Annotated in this window: 22 protein-coding genes; 13 read left to right on the forward strand and 9 right to left on the reverse strand. The window is 67.8% G+C overall.

What is annotated here, in order from left to right:
* The 6 genes from VGK32_15545 to VGK32_15570 all read left to right on the forward strand — a co-directional run bounded on the left by VGK32_15545 (position 1) and on the right by VGK32_15570 (position 5,937).
* Positions 1-969: an ABC transporter permease gene (locus tag VGK32_15545; GenBank protein ID HEY3383184.1), complete on the forward strand. Its 969-nt coding sequence runs from the start codon at positions 1-3 to the stop codon at positions 967-969.
* A gap of 18 nt (positions 970-987) precedes the next feature.
* On the forward strand, positions 988-2,001 hold the full coding sequence (locus tag VGK32_15550; protein HEY3383185.1) for an ABC transporter permease: 1,014 nt from the start codon (positions 988-990) through the stop codon (positions 1,999-2,001).
* Between the two features lie 61 nt (positions 2,002-2,062).
* Positions 2,063-2,980 carry a cation diffusion facilitator family transporter gene (locus VGK32_15555; protein HEY3383186.1) on the forward strand — a complete coding sequence of 306 codons (918 nt, stop codon included), beginning with the start codon at positions 2,063-2,065 and terminating at the stop codon, positions 2,978-2,980.
* 83 nt (positions 2,981-3,063) lie between these two features.
* Positions 3,064-3,960 carry a dihydrodipicolinate synthase family protein gene (locus VGK32_15560; protein ID HEY3383187.1) on the forward strand — a complete coding sequence of 299 codons (897 nt, stop codon included), beginning with the start codon at positions 3,064-3,066 and terminating at the stop codon, positions 3,958-3,960.
* 148 nt (positions 3,961-4,108) lie between these two features.
* Positions 4,109-4,741: an isoprenylcysteine carboxylmethyltransferase family protein gene (locus VGK32_15565; GenBank protein HEY3383188.1), complete on the forward strand. Its 633-nt coding sequence runs from the start codon at positions 4,109-4,111 to the stop codon at positions 4,739-4,741.
* Between the two features lie 44 nt (positions 4,742-4,785).
* Positions 4,786-5,937 (forward strand): aminotransferase class V-fold PLP-dependent enzyme, encoded by a 1,152-nt coding sequence (locus tag VGK32_15570; GenBank protein ID HEY3383189.1) that lies wholly within the window; start codon positions 4,786-4,788, stop codon positions 5,935-5,937.
* Between the two features lie 269 nt (positions 5,938-6,206).
* On the opposite strand, the gene VGK32_15575 is transcribed toward VGK32_15570, so the two are convergent.
* Positions 6,207-6,551: a PadR family transcriptional regulator gene (locus tag VGK32_15575; protein ID HEY3383190.1), complete on the reverse strand. Its 345-nt coding sequence runs from the start codon at positions 6,549-6,551 to the stop codon at positions 6,207-6,209.
* 72 nt (positions 6,552-6,623) lie between these two features.
* Here VGK32_15575 and VGK32_15580 point away from each other — a divergent pair, with 72 nt between their 5' ends.
* Together VGK32_15580 and VGK32_15585 are read left to right on the forward strand one after the other, a co-directional pair.
* Positions 6,624-8,069: a M48 family metalloprotease gene (locus VGK32_15580; GenBank protein ID HEY3383191.1), complete on the forward strand. Its 1,446-nt coding sequence runs from the start codon at positions 6,624-6,626 to the stop codon at positions 8,067-8,069.
* Positions 8,070-8,309: 240 nt separating this feature from the next.
* On the forward strand, positions 8,310-9,197 hold the full coding sequence (locus tag VGK32_15585; protein ID HEY3383192.1) for a hypothetical protein: 888 nt from the start codon (positions 8,310-8,312) through the stop codon (positions 9,195-9,197).
* A gap of 104 nt (positions 9,198-9,301) precedes the next feature.
* Here the strand turns inward: VGK32_15585 and VGK32_15590 are convergent, their stop codons facing one another.
* Entirely contained in the window at positions 9,302-9,832 is a 531-nt protein-coding gene (locus VGK32_15590) for a C40 family peptidase (GenBank protein ID HEY3383193.1), read from the reverse strand.
* Positions 9,833-9,956: 124 nt separating this feature from the next.
* Between VGK32_15590 and VGK32_15595 the strand changes: the two genes are divergently transcribed.
* From VGK32_15595 to VGK32_15605, 3 genes are all read left to right on the forward strand, one after another.
* Positions 9,957-10,490, forward strand: a complete 534-nt coding sequence (locus tag VGK32_15595; protein ID HEY3383194.1) for an HNH endonuclease — start codon at positions 9,957-9,959, stop codon at positions 10,488-10,490.
* 47 nt (positions 10,491-10,537) lie between these two features.
* Positions 10,538-11,536 carry a hypothetical protein gene (locus VGK32_15600; protein HEY3383195.1) on the forward strand — a complete coding sequence of 333 codons (999 nt, stop codon included), beginning with the start codon at positions 10,538-10,540 and terminating at the stop codon, positions 11,534-11,536.
* A 67-nt stretch (positions 11,537-11,603) separates the two neighbouring features.
* Positions 11,604-13,133, forward strand: a complete 1,530-nt coding sequence (locus VGK32_15605) for an amino acid permease (protein ID HEY3383196.1) — start codon at positions 11,604-11,606, stop codon at positions 13,131-13,133.
* 118 nt (positions 13,134-13,251) lie between these two features.
* Here the strand turns inward: VGK32_15605 and VGK32_15610 are convergent, their stop codons facing one another.
* Genes VGK32_15610 through VGK32_15625 form a run of 4 tightly spaced genes read right to left on the reverse strand, consistent with a single transcriptional unit; the run spans position 13,252 to position 16,828 of the window.
* On the reverse strand, positions 13,252-13,581 hold the full coding sequence (locus VGK32_15610) for a DHCW motif cupin fold protein (protein ID HEY3383197.1): 330 nt from the start codon (positions 13,579-13,581) through the stop codon (positions 13,252-13,254).
* Positions 13,582-13,618: 37 nt separating this feature from the next.
* Positions 13,619-15,412 (reverse strand): hypothetical protein, encoded by a 1,794-nt coding sequence (locus VGK32_15615; protein ID HEY3383198.1) that lies wholly within the window; start codon positions 15,410-15,412, stop codon positions 13,619-13,621.
* Positions 15,413-15,423: 11 nt separating this feature from the next.
* Positions 15,424-16,233: an ABC transporter ATP-binding protein gene (locus tag VGK32_15620; protein HEY3383199.1), complete on the reverse strand. Its 810-nt coding sequence runs from the start codon at positions 16,231-16,233 to the stop codon at positions 15,424-15,426.
* Between the two features lie 55 nt (positions 16,234-16,288).
* Positions 16,289-16,828 carry a nitroreductase family protein gene (locus tag VGK32_15625; protein HEY3383200.1) on the reverse strand — a complete coding sequence of 180 codons (540 nt, stop codon included), beginning with the start codon at positions 16,826-16,828 and terminating at the stop codon, positions 16,289-16,291.
* A 41-nt stretch (positions 16,829-16,869) separates the two neighbouring features.
* On the opposite strand from VGK32_15625, the gene VGK32_15630 reads away from it, so the two are divergent.
* Complete coding sequence (locus tag VGK32_15630) at positions 16,870-17,313, forward strand: FKBP-type peptidyl-prolyl cis-trans isomerase (protein HEY3383201.1); 444 nt, start codon at positions 16,870-16,872, stop codon at positions 17,311-17,313.
* Position 17,314: 1 nt separating this feature from the next.
* On the opposite strand, the gene VGK32_15635 is transcribed toward VGK32_15630, so the two are convergent.
* Entirely contained in the window at positions 17,315-18,403 is a 1,089-nt protein-coding gene (locus tag VGK32_15635; GenBank protein HEY3383202.1) for a hypothetical protein, read from the reverse strand.
* 200 nt (positions 18,404-18,603) lie between these two features.
* Between VGK32_15635 and VGK32_15640 the strand changes: the two genes are divergently transcribed.
* The gene (locus VGK32_15640; protein HEY3383203.1) at positions 18,604-21,519 is read left to right on the forward strand and encodes a carboxypeptidase regulatory-like domain-containing protein; all 2,916 of its coding nucleotides are present in this window, start codon (positions 18,604-18,606) and stop codon (positions 21,517-21,519) included.
* Between the two features lie 94 nt (positions 21,520-21,613).
* Here the strand turns inward: VGK32_15640 and VGK32_15645 are convergent, their stop codons facing one another.
* Both VGK32_15645 and VGK32_15650 read right to left on the reverse strand, forming a co-directional pair.
* Positions 21,614-23,644, reverse strand: a complete 2,031-nt coding sequence (locus VGK32_15645; GenBank protein HEY3383204.1) for a sulfatase-like hydrolase/transferase — start codon at positions 23,642-23,644, stop codon at positions 21,614-21,616.
* A 73-nt stretch (positions 23,645-23,717) separates the two neighbouring features.
* Positions 23,718-24,659 (reverse strand): MBL fold metallo-hydrolase, encoded by a 942-nt coding sequence (locus VGK32_15650; GenBank protein ID HEY3383205.1) that lies wholly within the window; start codon positions 24,657-24,659, stop codon positions 23,718-23,720.
* Positions 24,660-24,691: the final 32 nt, after the last annotated feature.

Raw genomic sequence — 24,691 nt, forward strand, 5'->3', positions numbered from 1 at the left:
ATGCTGTCTTTTCTGATCCGCCGCCTGGCCGCCGCCCTCGTGCTCGTGGCAGTGGTGTCGTCGGGGGCGCTGCTTCTGACGCGTCTCGCGCCGGGCGACTTCGCGTCGGAGCTCTTCGGGTCGGGTGCGACGCGCGAGTCGATGGCGCGCGAGCGGGCGCGCTACGGTCTCGATCGCCCGATTGCGTCGTTCTATGCCGACTGGGTGTCGCGCGCGGCCCGGCTCGACCTCGGCACGTCGCTGTACTATCGCCGCCCGGTCACGGAGTTGGTCCGGCAGCGCGCGTTGAACACGGGGCTGCTCGCGTTGTGCGCGCTCGTCGCGGCCACGTTCATCGGCATTCCGGCGGGTATCATCGGCGGCAGCCGCCGGGGCCTCGTCCCCAGCGTCATCCGCGGGACGTCGCTCCTGTTCCTCTCGCTTCCCTCGCTCGTCACCTCACTCGTGTTGGTGCTATTTGCCGCCCGCACCGGGTGGTTCCCGATTGGCGGGATGGGATCGATCGACGCGTGGCAGGCTGGGACTGCCGTCTGGTTCGCGGATCTCGCGTGGCACCTGCCGCTGCCAACCGCCGCGCTGGCGCTGCCGTTGGCCGCCATGCTGGAGCGGCTCCAGGCGCAGTCGATGCGTGACGCGGTCGATCGGCCGTTCTCGCTGGCTTCGCTCGCGCGCGGCGTGCCGCGGGGCCGTCTGGTCTGGCGCGACACGCTCCGCGCCGCGATCGCGCCGGTCGCATCCGTCTACGGGTTCGTCCTCGGCAGCCTGCTCAGCGGATCGTTCGTCGTGGAGGTCGTGACCGCGTGGCCCGGCCTCGGCCGGTTGATGTACGACGCGTTGGTGGCCCGCGACCTGTATCTCGTTGCCGGGTGCGCGGCCGCCGGCTCGATTTTCCTCGCCGCCGGCAGCCTCGTCTCCGATCTCGCCCTCGCGTGGGCTGATCCGCGCCTGCGCACGTCGTCACGGGCCTGAGCCTGCTATCATCTCCCCGTGACGCGCCGTCCGCGACTCTCCACCGGCACGAGTTGGAGCGGCATTGGGCTGCTTGCGGTCGTGGCGCTGTCCGCTGTCGCCGCGCCGGTCCTGGCGCCGCACGATGCCGGTGAGGCGTTTCGCGGGTTCCTCTACGCGCCGCCCATGCGGCCGCACGTCGTGGCGGACGATGGGACCTGGCGAGCGCCCTTTGTGTACCCGCTGCGGCTGGTGAGCCGGTTGGAACAGAGGTACGAAGAAGACCGCGCGCACCCAGCGTCGCTGGCGTTCTTCTCGGGCTGGAAGGTCATTGGGGTCGCGGACGAGCGCGCAGGGCCGTGGCTCCCACTCGGCGCCGACGCGTCGGGCCGCGACCAGCTCACGCGGCTGCTGTTTGGCGCGCGAACGTCGCTTGGCGTCGCGCTGCTCGCGACGCTCGGCGCGCTGTTGATCGGGGGAATCGCGGGCGGCATTGCCGGCTACAGCGGCGGGGCTCTGGACGAGGCGTTGATGCGGGTCGCCGAGTTCGTGCTGGTGTTGCCCGCGGTGTACGTGGTGCTGGCGCTGCGGGCGGCTCTGCCGCTCGTGTTGCCGGCGTGGATCGTCTTCGTGCTGATGGCGGGCATCTTCGCGGTGGTCGGCTGGCCGTGGGTGGCGCGTGCCGTGCGGGCGACGGTTGCGGCCGAGCGGACGCGCGAGTACGCCGACGCGGCGCGATCGCTCGGCGCGGGCCACGCGCGGGTGCTCCTGCGCCACCTGATGCCGGCGTGCCGCGGCTTGATGGCGACGCAGGCGATCCTGCTGCTGCCGACCTTCATCGTGGCCGAGGCGACGCTGTCGTTCATCGGCCTCGGCTTTCCCGACGCCGTGCCCAGTTGGGGATCGATGCTCCACGAGGCGGCGAACGTCAACGCGATGGCCGATTTCCCGTGGACGCTCGCTCCGGCCGCCGCGATCTTCGCCGTCACGCTGGGGGCGAACCTGGTCCTGGAGAGATCGACGCAGGAACCACACCGCGCGCAGCGGACATAGGGTTGTTGCCGGCGTCTCCGCGGACTCTGCGAGTTCTGTGTTGACCCATGGTCGAGGTCCGATGACTGCAAAGACGCGCGCTGCGGCAATGTCCGTCACGTCCAATGCGAGCCTGGTCTTGCTGAAGCTGGCCGTCGGCATGCTTTCGGGATCGGTCAGCATCATCTCCGAGGCTATTCACTCGGCCAACGATCTGCTCGCTGCGGTGATCGCCTGGTTCTCGGTACGGACCTCCGACAAGGCACCCGATGCCGAGCACCCCTACGGCCACGGCAAGATCGAAGGCATCTCCGGCGCCATCGAGGCGGCGCTCATCGTGGTGGCCGCGATCTGGATCGTGGTGGAGGCGACAAAGAAGATCCGCCACGGTGGTGAGGTGGAGCACCTCGGCCTCGGCACCGCGGTGATGCTGGTATCGGTCGTGGTGAACGTCTTCGTGTCGCGCTACCTGTTCAAGGTGGCGAAACAGGAGGACTCGCTCGCCCTCGAAGCGGACGCGCATCACCTCTCCACGGATGTCTATACGTCATTCGGCGTCGCCGGCGGCCTGGCCATCGTCCTGGTCGCGCGCAGCGTCTTCCACTCAACCGCGCTCGATATCGTCGATCCGATCGTCGCGATCGGCGTGGCGTTGTTCATCCTCAAGATCGGTGTCGGGCTGACGCTGCAGGCGGCCGACCATCTGCTCGACCGAGGGCTCCCCGAGGAGGAGCTGCAGGCGATCAAGAACTTGATTGACGGTCACCCGAGCGTGCTCGAGTCGCACAATCTGCGGACGCGAAAGTCGGGCAGCCACCGCTACATCGACGCACACATCACGATGGGGGGTGAGGTGACGCTCGCCGACGCGCACCAGACGGCCGCCGCGATAGAGCAGAAGATCGCAGCCGCGTTGCCGCCCGCGCACGCGGTCATCCACGTGGACCCGCTCGAGGCGATCCCGCAGGCGAGGCGGCCGATACGAAGGGAGGAAGGATGAAAGAGGAAGGAGGAAGGGAGGAAGGATGAAGGATGAAGGAGGAAGGATGAACTGACCCGGCCGCATGCGCTAGCATAGGACCCATGAACCTTGAAGGCATCTTTCCGCCAATCGCAACCCCGTTCAAAGACGACGCGATCGATCTCGACGGGATGAAGTCGAACGTCACGAAATGGATGACGACCGGCCTTGCCGGCGTGCTCGTCCTCGGCTCGAACGGCGAAGCTCCGCTGCTCGATGCCGACGAGTCGTTTCGCGTCGCGTCGGCGGCCCGGGAGTGCGTCCCTTCCGGCAAGACGCTCATCGTCGGCGCCGGTGAGGAGTCCACGCGCAGCACGATCGCGGCCGTCAAGCGTGCCGCGCAGGCCGGCGCGGATGTCGTCCTCGTGCGCACGCCGTGCTACTTCAAGAAGCAGATGACCACGGATCTGTTCGTCCGGCACTTCACCGCCGTGGCGGACGCGTCACCCGTGCCGGTGCTGCCGTACAACGTGCCGGGGCTGACCGGCGTCAGCATGGCCGCGGAGGCCGTGGCCAGGCTGGCGACGCATGCCAACATCCCCGGAGTGAAGGACTCGAGCGCGGACCTGACGCAGATTGCCGATCTCGTCGCGATGACGCCACCCGGCTTCAAGGTGCTCGTCGGCTCGGCGCCCACGCTCTACGCGAGCCTCTGCGTCGGGGCGATCGGCGGCATCGTGGCGGCCGCGTGTGTGATTCCGGATCTGATGGTGGAACTCTATCGCCTGGCGCGCGCAGGGAAGCACGCCGAGGCCCTCGCACTGCAGCGCCGCATCACTCCGCTGGGGAAGTCGGTGACCACCATGTTTGGCGTCGCCGGCCTGAAGGCAGCCATGGACCTCGCCGGCTACGTCGGCGGTGTCCCGCGCCAGCCCCTGCCGGCGGCAACACCACAGATGATCGACACACTCCGCGGACAGTTCGCCGAGCTCGGGGTCGGGCTGGCTTCTCGAACGTGATCATGGAGTTGTAGGAACAGGGGGACGCTCGAGAGCCATGTCCGCCAATCGCCCATCAGCCCCGGTCCCGATGCCGCCCTCTGCGAGTCCCCCGCCCCCGGCGCACGGACTCTTTGCGACGGGCGTCCGTTTCGTCGGGATGATGGTGGTGTTCGGCTCCCTGCTGTTCGTCGCAGCCGGTACGACTCGCTGGCCGGCGGCGTGGGCCTACCTGCTCATCAGCGCGGTGCAATTGGCGGCGTATACCGCCATCGTCGTCCGCGTGCACCCCGACCTTATCCAGGAGCGGACACACCCGCCGGCAGACGCAAAACGGTGGGACAAGCCGCTGGTCGGCATCATCGGCGTCGCAGGACCGCTGGCGTTCATTCTCGTTTCCGCGTTCGATCGGCGATTTGGCTGGAGCGGGCCGATGCCAACGGGCCTCGAGGTTGTGGGCCTCGCGCTCGTGGCCGCGGGCGGCGTGATCGTGAATGCCGCGGTGCTGGCCAACCGCTTCTTTTCGGCTCTCGTCCGCATTCAGCGCGATCGGGGCCATCACGTCATCGACCGGGGTCCCTACCGAGTCGTCCGCCACCCGGGCTACGTCGCGTCGATCATGAACTCTCTCGGCGCGCCCATGGCGCTCGGTTCCTGGTGGGCCGTGCTCGTCGGGTCGATCATCTCGGCCGTCATCGTGGTCCGCACCGCGATGGAGGACCGCACGCTGCGCGGGGAACTGGAGGGCTACCAGGCGTACGCCAGCCGCGTCCGCTTCCGCCTCGTCCCCGGGATCTGGTGAAGGTCACCCATCCGGCGCCCCGGCTCCTGCTCTACAATGCACAGATGATTTCTCTCCCTTCGTCCGAACGTCTCCTCCTCGGTCCCGGTCCCAGCATGATGTCGCCGCGAGTGATGCGGGCACTGGGGGCGCCAATGCTCGGTCACCTCGACCCCGATCTGCTCGCGATGATGGATGACATCCGCGGGCGGCTCCAGGGGCTCTTCCGCGCACCAGCCGGATCGTTCACCTTCGCCGTGTCGGGCACGGGAACATCCGGACTCGAGGCGATTGTCGCCAATCTCGTCGAGGACGGCACGCGCGTTCTGGCGGTCGTCACGGGATACTTCGGCGATCGCCTCGCGCAGGTCTGCGCGCGCTACGGCGCACGCGTCACCCGGCTCGACGTCGAGTGGGGGCGCGCCTGCGATCCGCAGCAGGTGCGCGACGCGCTCTCGAAGGCCGGCGCGGACATCGTGTGCGTCGTCCACGCGGAGACGTCCACCGGCGTGCGCAATCCCGTGGAGGCGATCGCGAAGATCGCTCACGACAACGGGGCGATCGTGATCGTCGACGCGGTCACGTCGCTCGGCGGCCACCCACTCGAGATGGAGAAGTGGAGCCTCGACGCCGTCTACAGCTGCACGCAGAAGTGCGTGGGCGCGCCGTCGGGCCTGGCGCCGGTCGCGTTCGCACCGTCAGCGCTCGACCGCCGCGTCAAGTGCCGCAGCTTCTATCTGGATCTTGCGCTGCTCGAAGACTACTGGGTGCGGCGGAAGTACCACCACACGATCAGCGCGTCGCTCGTCTACGCGCTGCACGAGGCCCTCGTCGCGATCGACGAGGAAGGCCTCGAGACGCGCTGGCAACGGCACCAGCGGAACCATCAGATTCTCGCCACCGGCCTCGAGGCGATGGGGCTCGGCCTGCTGCCGCCGCCGGCCGAGCGGCTCTGGACGCTGAACGCGGTGCGCGTCCCGGACGGTGTGGACGAACCGAAGATCCGCAGGGATCTCCTGACGCGCTTCAACATGGAAGTGGGATCGGGCCTCGGGCCACTGGCCGGCAAGATCCTCCGGGTCGGCCTGATGGGACACAGTTCGTCGCCGCAGGCGATCCTGCTCTTCCTCGGCGCGCTCGAGAGCGTGCTGCGCGCCCAGGGCGCAGCCATCGCGCGGGGCGCGGGCACTGCTGCAGCGGTCGGGGCGATGGGCTAGCCTCGGCTGTGGACTCGTTCCGGCTGGCGCCAAGCGCCAGCCGAATCCTGATTTCCCGGGTGCGTTGTGTGACGGTGTAAGACACGACGCCGAAGGTGCCGACCGCCGCCAGCGTCAGGGCGAGCACGCCGAAGATGCCGAGCAGCAGCGTCGCGAACCGCTGCGCCGCCGACAGTACCGCCGGATCGAGACGGCCGCGCGTGACGACATAGGTCAGGCGCGACGAGATCGTGGCGAGCCGCTTCATGACTGCCTCCCGGGCCCCGGGTTCACGCCGTCTCCATCACGAGCCGGATCGCGAGCACGAGAGCGTCGAACTGACGCGATTCCTGCTCGAGCTGACGACGCCCCTCCGGCGTCAGGTTGTAGAAGCGCGCCTTCCGATTGTTTTCCGAGATGCCCCACTCGGCCCTCACCCACCGTTTGACGAGCATGCGGTTGAGCGCCGGGTAGAGCGAGCCTTCCTCGACGGCGAGTGCGTCGGCGGACGCCTCTTCGATCCGGCGGGCGATGGCATAGCCGTGCAGCGGGCCGCCGGCCAGTGTTCGGAGGATGAGCAGATACAGCGTGCCGGGGAGGAGATCGAGTGCGTCGGGTGTCGCTCTGATTCCCATGTCCAGACTATCTATAGAACACGCATGGGAGTCTGTCGAGGATTGGCGCCTCGTTGACGCTACACTGGTCACGTGACCACGCGTTTCGCGGTTCTCGTCCTGCTCGCCACGCTCGTGCCCGGCTGCGGGCGCGGCCGGGTGCCGCAGCCGCCCATTCCGCCTCGCCTCTCCGATGGGCAGGAACTGTTGGTGGGCCTGCGGGCCGACGCGGATGTGCGACGCGATCTGGGCGTCTACGCCAACGATGGTCTGCAGCAGGTCGTGCAGCAACTCTGCGCCCGACTGGCCGCAGCGTCAGGCCGTGCGGCGCTGCCGTGGCGCGCGACGATCCTCGACGTGGCCGCCGCGAACGCCTTCGCGTTGCCAGGCGGCCAGATCTACCTCACGCGCGGCCTGCTCCCGTATCTCACCAGCGACGCGGAACTCGCGGCGGTCATCGGCCACGAGGTGGCGCACGTGGCCACCGGCCTGGCGGCCCGCCAGTTCGCCGCCGCCACGACCGGCGGGGGCGACCCGCTCATCATCGGGCTCTTCTCGCCGATCGTGCGACGGCTGCGCCCCCCGGCCGCAGGGTCCATCAGCCCGACTGTGCTGTTCGGCAGGTTCAGACCCGACGAGGAGTTGGTCGCCGACACGCTGGCGTCGGGATATCTCGCCAGGTCGGGCTTCGATCCGAACGCCGTTCCCGCATTCCTCGCATCGCTCGCGGAGCAGCAGCTTCAAAGCGACAAGCGAGGTGTGCCGACGTGGCTCGAGACCCACGTGTCTTCCGCTGATCTGATCGAGCAGTTGCGGGCGGCGACGAGGACGCTCGACACGCCCCCGCCGGCGGGTTGGACGGTCAATCGCGACGGCTACCAGCAACGCGTTCACGGCATGGTGTTCGGCGACAACCCGCGCGACGGGCTCGTGCGAGGTCGCGAGTTCATCCAGGCGGAGCGGCGCTTTGCGCTCACGATTCCGGCGCGGTGGGAAGTGACGAACAGCCGGATGCAGATGGCGGTCGAGCACCCGGACGAAGACGCGGCACTCGTCGTCCGGGTGCTCCCGCGCGCCCGTCGCGCCGACCTGGCTGCCGTCGCGCGGACGACGATGGAGGGGGCCGGTTTCAGGACGGCGGGCGGAGAGGAGACGACGATCAACGGGGCGCCGGCATTCGTCGGCACCTGGGACGGCGAGCGCGATGCCGCCTCTCCGGTGCGCGTGCGCGCAGCATTCGTGCGCCTCGGGAGCGTGGTCCACTTGCTGGCGGGCATCGCGTCCGCCGACCGTTTCACGTTCGTCGAAGCGTCGCTCCAGGCCAGCATCTCGTCGTTTCGCGCGATCGACGGCGCGGAAGCCGACCGCGTCAGGATGAATGTGATCGATCTCTATTCGGTGCAGCCGGGCGACACGTGGGACAGGATCGCGCGCCACTTCGGCGGGATCGTGATGCCCGCCACGCTCGCCCAGATGAACCACGGCCTGCCGGACCCGGTGCCGCCTGGCACCCGCGTGAAGGTGGTCACGACGCGATAGCCGACCCAGATCGACGACGCGTCGTCGATGCGCGGCCGATCGCCTCCCGCATGGGCATCGTCACGCCGCCACCCGAGGAAGAGGGGCCCAAGGAAGAGCTGACGGCTCCAGACCCGGACAGGATTGCCACGGCTGACCTTGACACCCTTTTCCCGCGGGCGCTATAGTCGGCGCGCTTCTCCAGGTCTTCCCCCGGACCACCAGCAGCACAGCTCCAACGACCGGGTCGCGGGCGCGCGCATGATTAATTACACGGAACGCATCAGCGTGCTGATGCGCGACATCGTCGCACGTGTCCCGCGGCTGTCCTACATCGACTCCGACGATCTGCTCGTGTTCGCACGATACGGCCGCCCGGGGGCCGAGGGCGCGTTCGCGACCTGCCACTGCATCAGCCTGCCGCCGACCGAGCCGGGCTACTACTACTGGCGCGATCGGCAGACCGGCCGCATCACGCGCCGCTCGCGATGGTTCGTCACCAAGTCGCCGTCGGTTTCTGTCGGCGGGCGCCGCATCCACTACCTGATCTCGTTCGCGCTGCCGCGCTTCTGTGACCAGACGCTCGCGGGTTCGCGCAAGGAGCATTGCTACGACCAGCGCGCACCGACCTGGCTGGCGAAGCTCGATACGGTCGTCCACGAGCTGTACCACATCGATCCGAGCGCTCCGGGGATCCGGCGGGTCGAGCGCGCCGATGGCGTGGCGACGTACTCGTCACACGGTCGGGACTTCCTGGCCGACGTTGCCGACATGGTGCGGGAGTATCTGGCGACGCGGCCCGATCCGGCCACCTTCGATTTTCTGCGGCATCGGTTCTCGGAGCTCGAGGAGATGCACGCGGGTGTGCTCGGCACGACGTTCCGGACGTTCCCATCCTTCCCGCAACGCTACATCGACGTGCTGCCCAACGCCGCTCAGCCGGAGACGCCGGCCAGCGTGCGCATCCAGACGCTGAAAACGTCGGCGGTCCCGACGCGGTACACGGAGGACGACCTCGTGGTGCGGCAGTTCCTCGCATGCGCCACTCGGCGGCTCTCACGCCGCGACACGCGACGCGAGTCCCCCCTGGTGCGCCAGATGCGCCGGCCCGACGGTGCCCCGATCGAGCGCGCAGCGGCCGGGCAGTGAGCCTCCTGATCGCGAACCGAAGGGCGAGGAACGAAGACGCGGACCCCGGCGGTACCGCGCAAGGCGCGGTCGCGGCGCCTGCGTCCACGGAAACGACTCGGGGCTCACGTCGGGCGCTTCGCGGCCGCGAGCCGAGTTCTCCAGTACTCCATCGACAGCCGATCGATTCTCACCTGGCCGCGTGAGCTCGGCGCATGGACGAACGCGTCGTCGCCGACGACGATGCCGACGTGCGAGACGCGGTGTCCGTCGATGGCGAAGAACACGAGGTCTCCCGGCCGCACGTCCGCAGGATCGATGTTCTGTCCGACCTCGAACTGCTCGCGCACGCTCCGCGGCATCCCGATGCCCGACTGGGTGAACACGTACTGGACAAAGCCGCTGCAGTCGAATCCGTCGGGGTCTTGTCCGCCGTTTCGGTACGGCGCGCCGACGAGTGACTGTGCGAGGTCAGCCGCCGCGACGGCGGCGGGAGACAACGCGGGCCGTGGCGCGGGCGACGGGCGCTCGACAGGCGCCGTGTCCGGTTGGCGCGGGTCGTGGGCGCCGGGGTAGGGCCGAGGCACGTGGCCAGAACTGGCGCACCCGGACGCGACGAGCGCGCCGAGGGCGACGATGGACAGAGCGCGACGCACGTCCTTCCTATCGGGCGGAGCGGAACGGCCGGACAGGCCTCGGCTGCTAAGCGACTGAACCGGAACGTGTTAGGGCTCTGTCAGGTTGACAGTCGAGATCGGCTCGGTCAAAATACCAATCATCATGGAGCACACGCTGCTCCTCAACGCCTCCTACGAGCCGCTCAAGGTGGTGCCTTGGCGAAAGGCCATCACCTTGTGCTGCCAGGGCAAGGTCGAGATCATCTCGGTCTACGACCGTGAGATCCGATCCGTCTCGATCAGCTTCAAGCTGCCGTCCGTCGTCCGCCTGTTGCGGTACGTCCGTATCAAGCGCCGTTTCGACTACGTGCCGTTCTCGCGCGCCAACATCTACGCCCGCGACGACCACGCGTGCCAGTACTGCGGGCAGACGCTGCCGGTCACCGAGTTGACGTTCGATCACGTCGTGCCGGTGGCGCAGGGTGGCCGCAAGGACTGGGAGAACATCGTCACCTGCTGCGTGAGCTGTAATCGGCGGAAAGGCGGCCGCACGCCGGCCGAAGCGGCGATGCGGCTCGTGCGGGTGCCGGCCCGCCCGCAGGCCGTGCCCGCCATCCGCATCACGATTGGCTTGCGCAATGCGCCCGAGAGCTGGCGCGACTACCTCTACTGGAACGTGGAGCTGGACGATACGTAGCAGCCTCTCGAATGAGACCGTTGCTCGCGGCTGGTTGCCAGTAGTCAATGGTTGCCTTTCACACTCCACGTCCGCGCATCGTGCCCGCTCGAGCCGTCGACGGCGGGTGCGTCACCATTGAGGCCGGGGCCGATCCGTTCTCAGTCGACCCGCCGCCGTTCGTTCGCCTCGGCGGCGTCCATGCGCGCGTCGTCACCGCGTCGTCCCGTCGGGTCCGCGTGGTCGTGCCCGGTGAGATCATGGGCGGACGCGTGCCCGTCACGTTCGACGCGGTCGAGCCGCCGATCGGGTTCATCGAGATCGGAACGCGCGTCGCGACGGGGCTGCACCAGGTGGACAGCCCGGCGTTCGACGCCGACGGCAACCTCTACGTCACCTGCAGCGGAACCCGCGGCCAGCGCGTGCCCGTGTCCATCTTTCGAATCCGCCCCGACGGCACGCGTGAGGTGCTCGTCACCGGTCTCGTCAACGCGACGTCACTGGCGTTCGATCCGTTTGGCGCGCTCTGCGTCTCGAGCCGGTTCGACGGAACCGTCTACCGCGTGACGGCGGACGGACGCGTGGAGAAGATCGCGTCGGAGCTCGGCGTGGCCTGCGGCATCGCGTTCCTTTCCGACGGGACGATGTTCGTGGGCGACCGCGGCGGGACGCTGTTCCGGGTGAATGCGGCCGGGCGGGTGATTCTGTGGGCCACGCTGCCGGCCAGCGTGGCCGCGTATCACCTCGCCGTCGCGGCGGATGAGTCGGTGTACGTGAGCGGGCCGACGCTCTCGACGCGTGACGCCATCTACCGCGTCGATCGACGTGGCGAGGTCACGCGGGCATTCGAGGGGTTCGGACGGCCTCAAGGGCTCGCCTTCGGACAGGACGGTGCGCTCCACGTGGCCGAGGCGGTGGCCGGCGCCAGCGGTATCTACCGGGTCGATTCGGACGGCAGCCGCACGTTGATGGTCGCGGGCGCGGCGCTCGTCGGCCTCGCCATCCACCCGGTGCATGGCGTCGCCGTGGCGTCGAACGACACCGTCTACCGCCTCGACGCGTTCTAACCTTTTCGCTTGCCCGCTCCAGTCGATTCCGGGGATGATGCACAGCGCACCCCACCCGGAGGACTCCTTGTCTCAGTTGTTCCGCGTGAAATCACTGGACCTGATGATCGGCGAAGCCGAGCGTGGGTCCTCGCTCAAACGCGCGCTCGGCCCGTTCCAGCTCACGGTGCTCGGCGTTGGCGCGATCATCGGCGCGGGGATCTTCTCGACGATTGGGACGGCGGCGGCGGGCGGCGGATCGCACGTCGGCGCCGGGCCCGCGATCATCCTCTCGTTCGTGCTGACGGCCATCGCGTGCGGCTTCGCGGCGCTCTGCTACGCCGAGTTCGCCGCGATGGTGCCGATCGCCGGATCGGCCTACACCTACGCGTACGCGACACTTGGGGAACTGATCGCCTGGATCATCGGTTGGGATCTCATCATCGAGTACGCGGTCGGCAACGTCGCGGTCGCGATCTCCTGGTCGGGGTATTTCCAGGAACTGCTCCGCAACATGGGCGTTGGTTTCCCGGCGTGGCTCGGCACCGACTACCGCTCGGCGGCGATGGCGACGCGGGACATCGCGGCGGTCGTCGCGAAGGGCTCCGACCCGACCAGCCTGGGACCCGCGATAACGCTCGCGGCGCAGGCCCTGACCGACGCGCCGCGGCTGTTCGGCGTCCCGATCGTCTTCAACTTCCCGGCGTTCCTCATTGTCATGCTGATCACGTGGGTGCTCGTGAAAGGCATCAAGGAGAGCGCATGGGTGACGACCGCGACGACGGTCCTGAACGTGCTGATCATCGGGTTCTTCTGTGTCGTCGGGTTCTTCTACGTGAAGCCGGCGAACTGGACGCCGTTCGCGCCGAACGGATTCAAGGGAATCTGGGGTGCTGCGGCGATCATCTTCTTCGCCTACATCGGCTTCGACGCGGTGTCCACGGCGGCGGAGGAGACACGCAACCCGCAGCGCGACATGCCCATCGGCATGATCGCCAGCCTCATCATCTGCACGGTCATCTACATCGCGGTGGCTGTCGTGCTCACCGGCCTCCTGCCCTGGAACCAACTCGGCACCGCACAACCCTTGGCGACGGCGTTCTCGGCGCAGGGGATGAACTGGGCCGCCGGGGTCATCTCGCTCGGCGCGATCTTCGCGTGCACGTCGGTGTTGATGGTGTTCCAGCTCGGCCAGCCCCGGATCTTCTTCTCGATGGCGCGCGACGGGCTCCTCCCGCAGTGGGCGGCGAAGATCCATCCGAAGTACAAGACGCCGCACGTCACCACGATCCTCACGGGTGTCGCGGTGGCGTCGTTCTCGTGCTTCACGAACATCAACGAGGTCGTGGAGCTGACGAACATCGGCACGCTGTTCGCGTTCGTGCTGGTGTCGATCGGGATCCTCATCCTGCGCTACTCGGATCCCAAGCGGCCGCGGCCGTTCCGCACCCCGCTGGTGCCGCTGGTCCCGCTGCTGTCGGTGGTGAGCTGCACCATGCTGATGATGGAGCTGCCGGCACGGACGTGGTGGCGGTTCGTGATCTGGCTGGCGTTCGGGTTGGTGCTGTACTTCCTGTACGGGTATCGACACAGCCGACTGCGCCAGATCCCGGAGTAGGCCGCAGCACCCCGAGGCTCGGGGGCCGCCGTTCGCCCTCGCTGAGCGTCAGGGCCGTCGCGCGGCCACGAGGTGCGCGCCGAGCGGGCGGGCAGGTGATGGCGCCGAGGCAACTGCGTCAATCGACGATGAACAGCCTGGCGCCGGTTGCGGTGCGGGAGCGGTGCGGCGCCGCACCGTCGGCGACCTGGTAGCTCTGGCCCGGCTTCAGCAGGTGCGTCTCGCCGTTCTTCAGGTCGGTGTGGAGTTCTCCCTCGAGCACGAGAAGGACGTGGCCGCGCTCGCACCAGTGGTCGGCCACGTATCCGGCCGAGTACTCGACCATCCGCACGCGGATGTTCCCAATCTCGAGCGTGTGCCAGTACGCCGCACCCTTTTCGCCAGGGTGTGTCGTCGCGGGAACGGTGCTCCAGTCAACGGTGGTGAACGGAACGTTTTCGATCTTCATGGCTTTGGCCTGTTGGCGCGGACCTCTGACTACTACCTCAGTCCACGCTGCTGACTCCCAGCCGTTGTGTGGCCGGTTCGAACGGTTCCTCGAACACGACGTCGCACCATCTTCGCATGCTCCGCGTCCTGACGAACGCCAGCCCGATCACGCCGAGGCCGAGCACCCCTGCCACGATTCCTGCGCGGTCGGGCGATTCCATCGCCCAGTGCTCCAGCCAACCCAACGGGACGGCGGCCAGGAAGGCAGTCAGCCCGGCATGCCAGGCGGATGACCGCGAGCGCCCGGAGTCTCCCGCGCAGGTGAAGGGTAATGATCTGAGATTCAGGAACGCCCACTCGACGACGAGAGCGGCGGCCACCACGCCAAACAGCAGGTGCACGGCCGCCAAGTGACCTCCCCAGACCAGCGCGTGCACCGGCACGAGCGCCACGACCGGGACGACGCCCACGACCCACGCCGCGCGGCGGACACCGGCGAAGGAGGCTCCAGGATCACGCATCCAGGTGGTCTGAAACACCCAGTTGGCGCGCAGGTCGGCGGGCACGACGGAGACGAACCGCACCGTCCCGACCGCAGCACAGACGAGGATCAGCTGCACGGTCAGCAACGCTGCCGAGGGCGCGACCGGGGGACCGAGCAGCGTGTGAAGATCGCTCGCGGGCACGAAAACGATCAGCGTGGCAAGGGCTACGGCCGCTCCACCCGCCAGGTACATGCGCTGCCCTGCGCCGCGAACGAGCGTCTGCAACGTGAAGAAGAACGTCGCGCCCGAGAGCGGATCTCGGAGGATCGTCCGCGACAGCAGAGCGGTCACCGCGGCGACCACCGGGCGCGGAAGGACCGACCGCGGCTCCGGCAAGCGGCGGGCGAGCCGTCGGGTTTCGAACGCATAGCCGCCGACCGCCACGAGCATGACGAGGCCCAGGCCGCTCGCGGCCGTCGCAGCCAGCCGCTCGAACGTGGGCATGTGCGCCAGATAGGCGCGACGATAGTGCTCCGCGGCCTCCGGGCTCCATCGCTGTCGTCCGTTGGGAGCCACCACTCCGGGCGAATCGAGAATCATCCGGCTGGTCAGGGTTTCGTACAACCCAAGAAACCACATCGGCGGGCTGAGAGATACCCCGCGTCCACCCGTCGGAAGGAGGGACGTCGGCACGCTGGGACGGGCGGGTACGAGCAGCAGCGCGGTGACGAACAGCAGCACGAGCGCCGACTGGACGATCACCGAGAGGCGCCGGAATGCTCGCGCGCTGGTGAAGAATGCCAGGGTCTCCCGGCATGCCAGGACCACGAAGAACCCGAAGGCGCCGGCCGCCAGGGAGACGCCGGCGTGTGTGACCATCAGCCAGACACCACATCCGAGACCCACCTGCAAAGTGCCGAGCAGGATGGCCGGGTACAGCACGCTTGGGATCGCGTTGACCGCGACCGCGAATGTCATCACGAACAGGCCGAGCGCCTGCATCTTCGCGACGAGCAGCGTGCGCCGACTGATCGGCAGTGGACCGACGACCGCGACATCGCGCGCATCGAGCACGAGGGCATCCCATTCGACGAGCGTCGCGATGCCCATGACGATCATCGAGATCGAGACGCACGTCAGCTTGTCGTCGAGCGCGATGAGGAGGCGCTGTCCCGGCGTGATCCACGCGTTCATGTATTTCAGCAGGAGCGGCGCCGCAGCCAGCAGGCCCGGCACGGCGAGCGCGGCGTACACGAAGCCGATCTTCTCCTCGCCGCCGCCGTTCGGGGCGACGAGGTCGTTGTCGAAGAACCGCCGGAAGAAGATCCGTCGGAGCAGTCGTACCTCACCGATCTCGCCGGCCATGCGGCCTCCTGCTAAGCGCGGACGGTGTCGGCAATCTCGCGCGCCACGCGTTCGGGATCTTCCCTGAAAACGAGCTCGGCAAACACTTCCTCGAGCGTCCCGCGCGACATCAGCTCGCGCAGGCGCTCGACGGAATCGTCGGCCACGACCTGCCCGCGTGTCAGCACGACGACGCGCGAGCAGAGCTTCTCGACCACCTCGAGAACATGTGAGCTGTAGAGGATCGTCTTGCCGCGGTCGGCCAAGGTCCGCACCAGATGCTTGAAGACCAGAGCGGCGGTCACATCGAGACCCGACAACGGCTCGTCGAAGATGAGGACGTCGGGGTCGTGGATGAGCGCAGCTGAGATCAGGATCTTCTGCCGCATGCCCTTGGAGTACGAGCCAAGCGATTGATCGCCGTCGTGGTCCAGACCGAGCAGGCGCAGGAGGCCGTCGATCCGCCGCTCGATCGTGGCTGCGCCGAGCCGGCGCAGACGGCCCACGAGCTGCAGGTACTCCCGGCCCGACAGGAACGGATAGAGGTTCGGCTCCTCTGGCACGTATCCGACCCGTCGCCTGAAGCCGACGAGGTCCTCCTGGATGTCCCGGCCTTCGAAGAACACCTCGCCGCTCGTCGGTTCGACCAGCCCAATCATCATGTTGACGGTGGTGGACTTTCCCGAGCCGTTCGGCCCGAGGTAGCCGAGAACCTCACCCGGCTCGACGCGGAAGCTGACGTCCTTGACCGCCGGCACGCCGGCGTACCGCTTGGTGAGATGGCGGGCCTCGAGCATGGCGAAATCGGCTCCTTCCTGATCGACTCTGGACGGATTGGACACCGGTGGCGCGCATTCGGCCCACCATGGAGGCGGGATTTCGTGCGACTCGGAGCACTCAGCCGCGCGAGAGCATCAGGTCGGCCAGCGGCTTTCTGGGCTTCTCCCCCGGCTTGTCGGTCGGGTAGCCGAGCGGGGTGAAGGCGAGCGGTTCGACGCCGTCGGGCAGGTGCAGCAGATCGCGAGCCACCTTCGGATCGAACGCCGCCACCCAACAGGTGCCGAGGCCGAGCGCGGCGGCTGCGAGGATCAGGTGGTCCATGGCGATCGTCGCATCGACGTCCGCGTAGTTCTTGCCGTCGCGGCGGATCCAGGCTTCGCCCGGGACGCTGCAGATCCCGACGACGAGCGGAGCCTCAGTGAACCATGGTTGTGGATAGAGACGGCCCAGCTCGGCCTCGTGCCGGCGCGTGTCGAGCACGACGAGGCGGAACGGCTGCCGGTTGGCGGCGGTCGGTGCCAGTTGTGCGGCGCGCAGCACCTGCTGCAGCTTGTCGACCTCGACGGGACGGTCCGAGTAGCCGCGCACGCTGTAGCGCGACTCGATCAGGCTGAAGAAGTCCACGGGGTCTGTCGCGCGGCGGTCATTTGGTGCCATAATCGTGGGCACTGCCTGCCCTTCTTCCTGGAGCGCCCGTGATGCTCGTGCGTAAGTTGCGTCCGACCCTCTTGTTCGTCGTGCTGGCCGCCGTCGTGGTGACGGCCGGCTGCGGCGACTCGGTGACCGCCCCGACCAACTACGCGGCGTTCAACTCGACCGACCTGCGCGTGGGTGGTGGAACCGACGCGACCGTCGGCAAGGTCATCACGGTGAAGTATACCGGCTGGTTCTACGACGCGTCGGCGACCGATCAGAAGGGCGTGCAGTTCGACTCGACGACCGGAGGCACGCCGTTCACCTTCACGCTCGGCGGCGGACAAGTGATTTCCGGCTGGGAGCAGGGTTTACCGGGCATGAAGGTTGGCGGATTGCGCCGCCTGGTCATCCCGCCCTCGCTCGCGTACGGCTCGACGCGGAACGGGTTGATTCCGCCCTTTACAACGCTGCTGTTCGAAATCGAGCTGGTCGAAGTGCAGCAGTAGCCTACTTGCGCCCGAGATGGAGCTTGACGCCGGCCGCCAGGAAGGTCAGGCGTTCGTTGAGTTCTCCTTCTCCCCCCGTGCGCGGACCGCCCTTGACTTCCGCGCGCCCACCCTCGGCGTAGACGGCCACCGTGCGCGTCAGCCACCCTTCGAAGCCACCGCCGAACAACCAGCCCCAGCCCGCGGTTCGGAACACGAACGCCTGCGTCCCGCCGGGGAAGGTCTGATCGACGCCATCGACGGTGACCGTCACGGGGTTGATCGTCTCGGTCGTCGAGAACGTCCCGCGGTGGTAGTTGGCGCCGCCGATGCCGTAGATCCTCACCGGCCCGACCGGCACGCCGACCTTTCCGGCAATCGTCAACAACTGGACATCGAGCGAACCGTTGAAGCTGTAGGTGCCCCCGCTTCCGTCGGCCGTCAACTTGCCCGGTCTGAGGTAACTGGCGCCCACGGCCACGTACTGGTTGAACCAGTAGTCTCCTCCGGCCGCGTAGGTCCCCTTCATGTCGTTGGCGGTACACTTCGACGCCGTGCCGCACATCACGTCGCCGGTATCGCTGTACCTCGCGCCACCGCCGCCGCCGAAGAGCACAAGGCGAGTGGGGGCCTTTCTCCAGGCCCTGGCACTTCCCGACGAACCCGGCTGCTCGTCGCCGAGCCACTCCTTGGGCACAGGCCCTTGCCGCAGCCACAACGCCGGCCTGCCTGCCGCCACATCGACGAGCAGCGTGGTGACCGGCCGCACGACGAACACGCCGGAGACCTCGCGGCGCTCGCAGCCGTCGGCGCGCGCCGGGGCGTCCACGCCGCCTTCGACGAGCCAGACGCGCTCCAGGTTCGCGCACACGTCCACGTAGATCCGCGCGTCCGTTTCCTTCTTGCCGAGGTGGGCGGACATGTCCGCGGACAAGGTGGCGTTGCCCGAGGCGTCCACCGTTCCCGTGGCGACCCGTTTCGCATTGAGTCCGATCTCGACCGCCGACCCCGGCGGCGCGTGCCGCACAATCACGGTCTGCGCCGTTCCGATGCCGGCACCCACGGTCAGAATGCACGCGGCCGTGAGCGCCAGCCGCCGCCAGGGTTTCATGATGGGTCTCTCCTCCATACTGTCCAGACAAGGCCTTCTGATTATCGTTCAGAGCGCGCGAAGATGCACCGGGGAATCTTCGGGCTGGTTGACGCCTCGCGCTCGTGGCAGTACGATCCACCATTCTCCCATGTGTGTGGGCGGTGGCGCTGTCCGCGGCGTCGCCGACGTGTCTCGACTCCAGCGAGGATGGAGGAACCATGATTCGGAAGGCAGCCCTCTGGGCGGTGTTGTGCCTTGCGATTGCCCCCGCCGTGTCGTCAGCGCAGCAGACCGGCACGATCAGCGGGAAGATCGTGGGGACGGACGGCCTGGTGATTCCAGGCGTTACCATCGAAGCGCGGTCGGAATCGTTGCCGGCGCCCCGCGTCACGGTCAGCGGCGGGACCGGCGAGTATCGCCTCCCGGCGCTTCAGCCTGGCAGCTACACGGTGACGTTCGAGCTCCAGGGCATGAACAAGGTCACCAAGCAGTTGCTCGTGCAGTTGCAGCAGGACACGGTTCTCGATGTCACGATGAGTGTCCAGGGCGTCACCGAGACGGTGACCGTCACCGCCGCGATCGTGCCGGCCATCGAGAAGGACTCGACCGCCATCAAGAGCGGCGTCTCGTCCGAGGCGATTCAGTCGCTCCCGGTCGGCCAGGAGTACCGCGACCTCATCAAGCTGATCCCCGGCGTCCAGTATTCACAGGACACGACACGGGGACCGAGCGCCGGCGGCAGCGGCCAGGACAACGTCTACAAGTTCGACGGCGTCAACGTGACGATGCCGCTGTTCGGCACGCTGGCGGCCGAACCCGCATCGCATGACATCGCACAGGTGACCACCATCAAGGGCGGCGCCAAGGCGGTGGACTTCGATCGCTCGGGCGGGTTCACCGTGGACTCGGTCAGCAAGTCCGGCACGAGCAAGTTCGCCGGCCAGGTCAGCTACCAGTTGCAGAGCAACGGCATGGCCGCGGGCCTCCAGAACGGCAGCCTCTCGAAGTACGACCAGGATCGGGCCTGGCTCACGATCAACGGCGGCGGTCCGGTCATCCCGAACAAGATGTATTTCTACGCGTCGTACTACAGGCCGACGCGCACGCGCCAGAACCAGGCGAATCTGTACGGCAACCTGCCGAACTACGAGAGCACCCGCAACGAGGGTTTCGGCAAGCTGACGATTTCGCCAGTCGGTTCCGTCCTGCTCAACCTCACCTGGCGCCAATCGCACCGCCTCGACACGGGAGACACCTTCGCGTCGAATGCGTCGGCGACGACGGGTGCGGGCAGCGAGGCGTGGCAGAAGATCGGCACCGCCGAGGGGTCGTGGATCATCAACGCGCGTAGTTTCGTGTCCTTCAAGTACACGCACTACGAGAACCCGAACCGGAGCCGTCCGGACCACGTGGCGAACGTGACCATCAGCACCACGCCGGGAGCGAGGCTGGACACGGCCAATCTGGACACGATCGGGCTGCTCTCGGTGCCGACGCCGGTGGCGGGGGCGACGGCCTTCAACACGTTCATCCAGCCGCTCATCGCCCGTTACGGGTATGCGTCGAACGGCGTGCAGACGGGCGGCGGCGCGGTGGGGTACGGCACCCTGTTCGACGAGGACAATTTCTTCAGGGACGCGGGCCAAATCGGCTACAACTTCACGCTCGGCAGCGCGGTTCGTCAGGACCTCCACGCCGGCCTGCAGTGGTCGAGCGACTCGGAAGACCTGTTCCGCAGCACGAACGGATGGGGTTCCATCACTGTGCCCGGTGGCCGCACAGCCAGCATCGGGGTCAACGGCATCCCCGCCTACTACGTCGCCGCATTCCAGCAGCAGACGATCGGCCTCGCGCCGACCATCCACTCCGTGTACAAGGAACTCAACCTCGAGTTCAACGATTCGATCACCTGGAAGAACTGGTCGTTCAATGCGGGTCTCGTCATGAGCCGGGACACACTCTACGGCCAGGGCTTGAGGGAGGATTCGACGGCGCTGTCGGGTTTCGTCTCCGCGGCCGGCAACCAGTACCAGATGTACCAGGTTCCGTTCAGCAAGACGCTTCAGCCCCGCCTCGGGGCGACCTGGGCGTACAACGGCCGTGACACGGTCTACGCCAGCTACGCACGGTACGTTCCGGCGGCCAGCTCGCTACCGCGTGCCGCCTCCTGGGCCAGGAACCTGGCGACGACGATCAACGCGTACTTCGACGCGAACGGCGTTCTCTACGGAAACTCGCCCGTGGCAGGGTCCTCGGGCAAACTCTTCGTCCAGGACATGACGCCTCGAACGACGGACGAGTTCCTCATCGGGACGGCCAAGCAGTTCTCGCCGAACCTGACGGCGCGTGTCTATGTCCGGCACCGCGAGGCCACGCACTTCTGGGAGGACACGAACAACAACGCCCGGGTGGCCTTCAGCCCGCCCGCCGGTATCCCGCAGCAACTCTACATTTCCGACCTGACCGCCCGGCTGGGCCAGATCGGGAGCGGGTCGAGCTACGTCATCGCGGAACTCGATGGCGCCTACACGAACTTCTGGGAGGCAACCGCCGAAGCCGAGTGGCGGACACGGAAATCGTTCGTCCGCGCGTCCTATACGTGGAGCCGGTACCGCGGCAACTTCGACCAGGACAACACGACGGCGGGCAACGACGCGAACATCTTCATCGGGTCGTCGTTCATCGGGGACGGCGCGGGGCGTCAGTTGTGGAACTTCAAAGACGGCACCCTGCGCGGTGATCGCCCCTTCATGCTGAAGCTGTACGGCTACTACCAGCTGAACTGGAACGCCAGCGTGGGCGCCTACGGCATCCTGCAGTCCGGCCAGCCGTGGGAAGCGTGGAGCTACGAGCCGTATATCACGCTGACGACGAACACGAGCGACACGTCACGGTTCGCGGAATCTGCCGGCGCGCGACGTACGCCGACGCACTACCAGCTCGATCTGAACTACACGCAGGACATCAAGTTCACCCAGCGGTACAAGCTCCAGGTCGCGTTGGATTTGTTCAACGTGTTCAACAAGCAGACGGGGTACAACTACCAGCCGAGCGTGCACAGCGCGCTTTTCGGCCAGCCACGCTCGTGGTTCGACCCACGGCGCCTGCAGATCGCGGCACGGTTCCAGTTTTGATCGGCTCCAGGCCCTGGGCTCCAGGTCATGGGCTCTGACACGGCATCGCGCAGAAGGGGTCGGCACCGGGCCGGCCCCTTTTCATTGGCCTGCGCTACTGCTGGAAGAGGCGCTCTGTCGCGATGAGCGGGCGGGTCGTGGCGTCGGCATGCTGGCGGGCGCGATCGATACGCGCGGCACGGTCGGGCTCGTTCAGCAGCACGCTCACCTGCGCACGCTTGAACAGCGCCATCGGGTACTCGGGATGTGACGCCGGCACGCGATCGAGCGCATCGCGGGCTGCCGGGAATCGGCGCGCCGCGACGTACAGCAGGCCCAGTTCCAGATCACGGTCGAAGCGGCCCGGGTCCAGTGTGCGCGCTTGCTCGAACGCCTCGATGGCCGCCGAGGTCTGACCCACGCCCATCTCGAGTTCACCGAGTTCACCGAGTTCCGCCCCCGATGGCGTGCGCAGCGCATACACCTTCTGCCGCAGCGCGATCGCCTCCTCCATCCGCCCCTGCCGTTCGCGAAGACTGGCGAGCGCCTCGAGCGCCGGCAGTCGGTCCGGCGTGTCCGCCACGATCCGTTCGAGCAGCGGTACCGCCTGCTCCCACTGCCTGCCGCGCGCGTAGTACAGCGCGAGGTAGGTGCGTACGTCGGGTGACGTCGGTGAGATCTCAGCCGCCCGCCTGAACATCGCGATCGCCTGTCGCTCGTGGCCGAGCGAGGAGTGCGCCGTCGCCAACCGAAGCGCCGCGTCGAGGTTGAAGCGGTCCGCTGCGAGGATCCTCTCGAGCAGCGGGATGGCCTTCGCGTACTCCCCTGCCACGAACAGGCCCGACGCCTTCTCGATCACCTCGAACAGCCCGGTCCTGTCGGCGGGACGCGGCGCGTCCCTCCTCACCTCGGGCGTCGCCGTCGCGCTCACGTAACCGAGACTCGCGAGCGATCGACGCGCATTGTCGTCGAGCGTATCGGCCGCGCGGGCCACCGCCGGTGACGGCACCGGGTAATCGCGCAGCGCCGCTGGTACGCGCGAGCGGACGGCTGGGTCATCGGCAAGGTCGCGCGCCTCGGCCGGGTCGGCGGCGACGTCGTAGATCTCGACGCGTCCAGCGAGGATCGACTTGTGCCGTCCGTCCACCGTCATGACCTGCGGCTGCCAGCCGAATTCGAGGAACGGCTTCATCGCCTCACCCAACACCACCTCGCGATCCAGCGTCCGCAGGCTGCTCGTGGCCTCCACGCCGGCCCAGTCGAGGAGCGTGTGGAAGACGCGCCGCGTGCTGACGGCCGTATCGCTCGTGCCGGGCGTCACGCCGGGACCGAGGATCACCAGCGGCACGTGCATCGTGGACTGGTAGAGCAGGTTCCCATGCTGGAGTTCGCCGTGGTCGCCGAGACCTTCGCCGTGATCGCCGACGACCACCATCGCGATCGGCCCGCGTGCTCGCTGCTCGAAGGCCGCCGCGAGGCGGCCGAGTTGCTCGTCCATGGCCGCGACTTCGCCGAGGTACGGCTTGGCCGCGAAGCGGGTCTTGAACGGCTCGGGCGGCGTGTACGGAGCGTGCGGGTCGAAGTAGTGGACCCAGAGGAAGAGCGGTTGCGGGCCGCCCTGATTCAGCAGCGCGATCGCCGCCTCGGTCGTGTCCCGCGACGGCCGTTCCGCCTGCCCGGCCGGCAGCACATCGTCGTACGTGTCGAAGCCGCGGGCGAGGCCGAACCGTCGGGCCAGCGTGAACGACGAGACGAACGCCGCGGTGCGATAGCCGGCCCGGCGCAGCCCCTCTGCGACGACCGGTTGGTCGGGGGCCAGCGGCCGGGCGTTCTCGTGGACGCCATGGCCGGCCGGGTAGAGGCCGGTCATCATCGACGTGTGCGACGGCAGCGTCTCGGGCACGGTGGCATACGCCTGACGGAAGCGCAATCCACGCGCGGCCAGGGCCGTGAACGCTGGCGTCTGAATGCCAACGGCCTCGGGCCCGATCGAGTCCGCACGGGTGGTGTCGAGCGTGACGAGCAAGATCGACGGACGGGCTCCGGCCGATGCGGTCTTCGAGGGCAGCGCTCGCTCGGCCGTGCCGCAGGCGGCCGCGACCAGTACTGCCGTCAGCACGAGTGGACACACGCGGTTCCGAGTCATCAGTGCTCCAACGGGCCACGGGGCCGGCGCCTGCCGACCCCCTGCCCGTCGCAAAAGCCAGGCCGCCGCCGCGCTAACCAGCCAGTTCGTCGTAGGCCGCGCCGAGGACGCGCTCGATGAGAGGGCCGTGGTCGGGGAATCCCTTCAGTGGATCGGTGATCTTGACGATCGCGTCACGCGGCTTGCCGCTCTTCCGCTCGCCCCGCACGAACTCCAGCAGCGCGATCAGGTAGTCGCGCTGGTAGAGGAGATCGGCGCTGCCGCCTGTGACGTCGTACTTCGGCCCCGCGTGCCCGAAGACGTAGATCGTGTCCTTCCCATGGTCGGCGACGGTCGCTTCGAGTGCCTTGACCCAGTTGGCGATCGACGCGCCAGCCGGCTTGTCGATGTACGGGTGCCGGCGGTTGAACACCAGGTCGCCCATGTGGACGACGTTGGCCTTCTCGAACGTGACCACGCCGTCGCCGCCGGTGTGCGCGGGACCGTAATGCTTCAGCGCCATGAACTCGTCGCCGACGCTCTCGCGCCACGTCTTCTCGAACGTCACATTGGCCACCACCTGTTCGGGCTGCGGCGGCGCGCCCGCCTGTGCGCTCTTCGCGGCACGGTCCGCGGCTTCGAGCTGCAGCCTCGGTTCATTGACCTGCGCGAGGATCTTCTTCGCCACCGGCTTGAACACGACATTGCCCGCGGTGTGATCGCCGTGATGGTGCGTGTTGACGAGAAAGTCGACCGGCCGCGAGCCGGATCGTTCGTTGAGACCCTGGAGGCAGATCGTCGCGGTCGCGGGGAACTGCGAATCGATGACGACGATGCTCTTCTTGTCCAGGTGCCAGCCGATCGTTCCACCCTGGCCGGTGAAGTAGCCCACGGAACCGCGGACCGTGGCAAACGCGGTCTGTGGCCGCGCCTGCGCGGCCTGAGGCGAGGCGGCGACGAACGCCCGCCAGTCGAGGGTAGTGGCCGCAGCGGCCAACGACGACGACGCGAGGAACTGACGGCGGCTCAGAAACATGGTCTTGCAGCTCCTTGGAAAGAGTGCCTTCG

The sequence above is a fragment of the Vicinamibacterales bacterium genome, from assembly GCA_036504215.1.
GTDB lineage: Bacteria > Acidobacteriota > Vicinamibacteria > Vicinamibacterales > Fen-181 > FEN-299.

What these genes read in the sequence shown, in the direction of transcription:
- VGK32_15615 (HEY3383198.1), bottom strand. Translation starts at nt 15,412, where the DNA reads ATGGCCGGCGAGATCGGTGAGGTACGACTGCTCCGACGGATCTTCTTC.
- VGK32_15645 (HEY3383204.1), bottom strand. Translation starts at nt 23,644, where the DNA reads ATGACTCGGAACCGCGTGTGTCCACTCGTGCTGACGGCAGTACTGGTC.
- VGK32_15570 (HEY3383189.1), top strand. Translation starts at nt 4,786, where the DNA reads ATGATTTCTCTCCCTTCGTCCGAACGTCTCCTCCTCGGTCCCGGTCCC.
- VGK32_15555 (HEY3383186.1), top strand. Translation starts at nt 2,063, where the DNA reads ATGACTGCAAAGACGCGCGCTGCGGCAATGTCCGTCACGTCCAATGCG.
- VGK32_15625 (HEY3383200.1), bottom strand. Translation starts at nt 16,828, where the DNA reads ATGGCACCAAATGACCGCCGCGCGACAGACCCCGTGGACTTCTTCAGC.
- VGK32_15640 (HEY3383203.1), top strand. Translation starts at nt 18,604, where the DNA reads ATGATTCGGAAGGCAGCCCTCTGGGCGGTGTTGTGCCTTGCGATTGCC.
- VGK32_15595 (HEY3383194.1), top strand. Translation starts at nt 9,957, where the DNA reads ATGGAGCACACGCTGCTCCTCAACGCCTCCTACGAGCCGCTCAAGGTG.
- VGK32_15630 (HEY3383201.1), top strand. Translation starts at nt 16,870, where the DNA reads ATGCTCGTGCGTAAGTTGCGTCCGACCCTCTTGTTCGTCGTGCTGGCC.
- VGK32_15635 (HEY3383202.1), bottom strand. Translation starts at nt 18,403, where the DNA reads ATGAAACCCTGGCGGCGGCTGGCGCTCACGGCCGCGTGCATTCTGACC.
- VGK32_15545 (HEY3383184.1), top strand. Translation starts at nt 1, where the DNA reads ATGCTGTCTTTTCTGATCCGCCGCCTGGCCGCCGCCCTCGTGCTCGTG.
- VGK32_15610 (HEY3383197.1), bottom strand. Translation starts at nt 13,581, where the DNA reads ATGAAGATCGAAAACGTTCCGTTCACCACCGTTGACTGGAGCACCGTT.
- VGK32_15585 (HEY3383192.1), top strand. Translation starts at nt 8,310, where the DNA reads ATGATTAATTACACGGAACGCATCAGCGTGCTGATGCGCGACATCGTC.
- VGK32_15560 (HEY3383187.1), top strand. Translation starts at nt 3,064, where the DNA reads ATGAACCTTGAAGGCATCTTTCCGCCAATCGCAACCCCGTTCAAAGAC.
- VGK32_15600 (HEY3383195.1), top strand. Translation starts at nt 10,538, where the DNA reads ATGGTTGCCTTTCACACTCCACGTCCGCGCATCGTGCCCGCTCGAGCC.
- VGK32_15575 (HEY3383190.1), bottom strand. Translation starts at nt 6,551, where the DNA reads ATGGGAATCAGAGCGACACCCGACGCACTCGATCTCCTCCCCGGCACG.
- VGK32_15650 (HEY3383205.1), bottom strand. Translation starts at nt 24,659, where the DNA reads ATGTTTCTGAGCCGCCGTCAGTTCCTCGCGTCGTCGTCGTTGGCCGCT.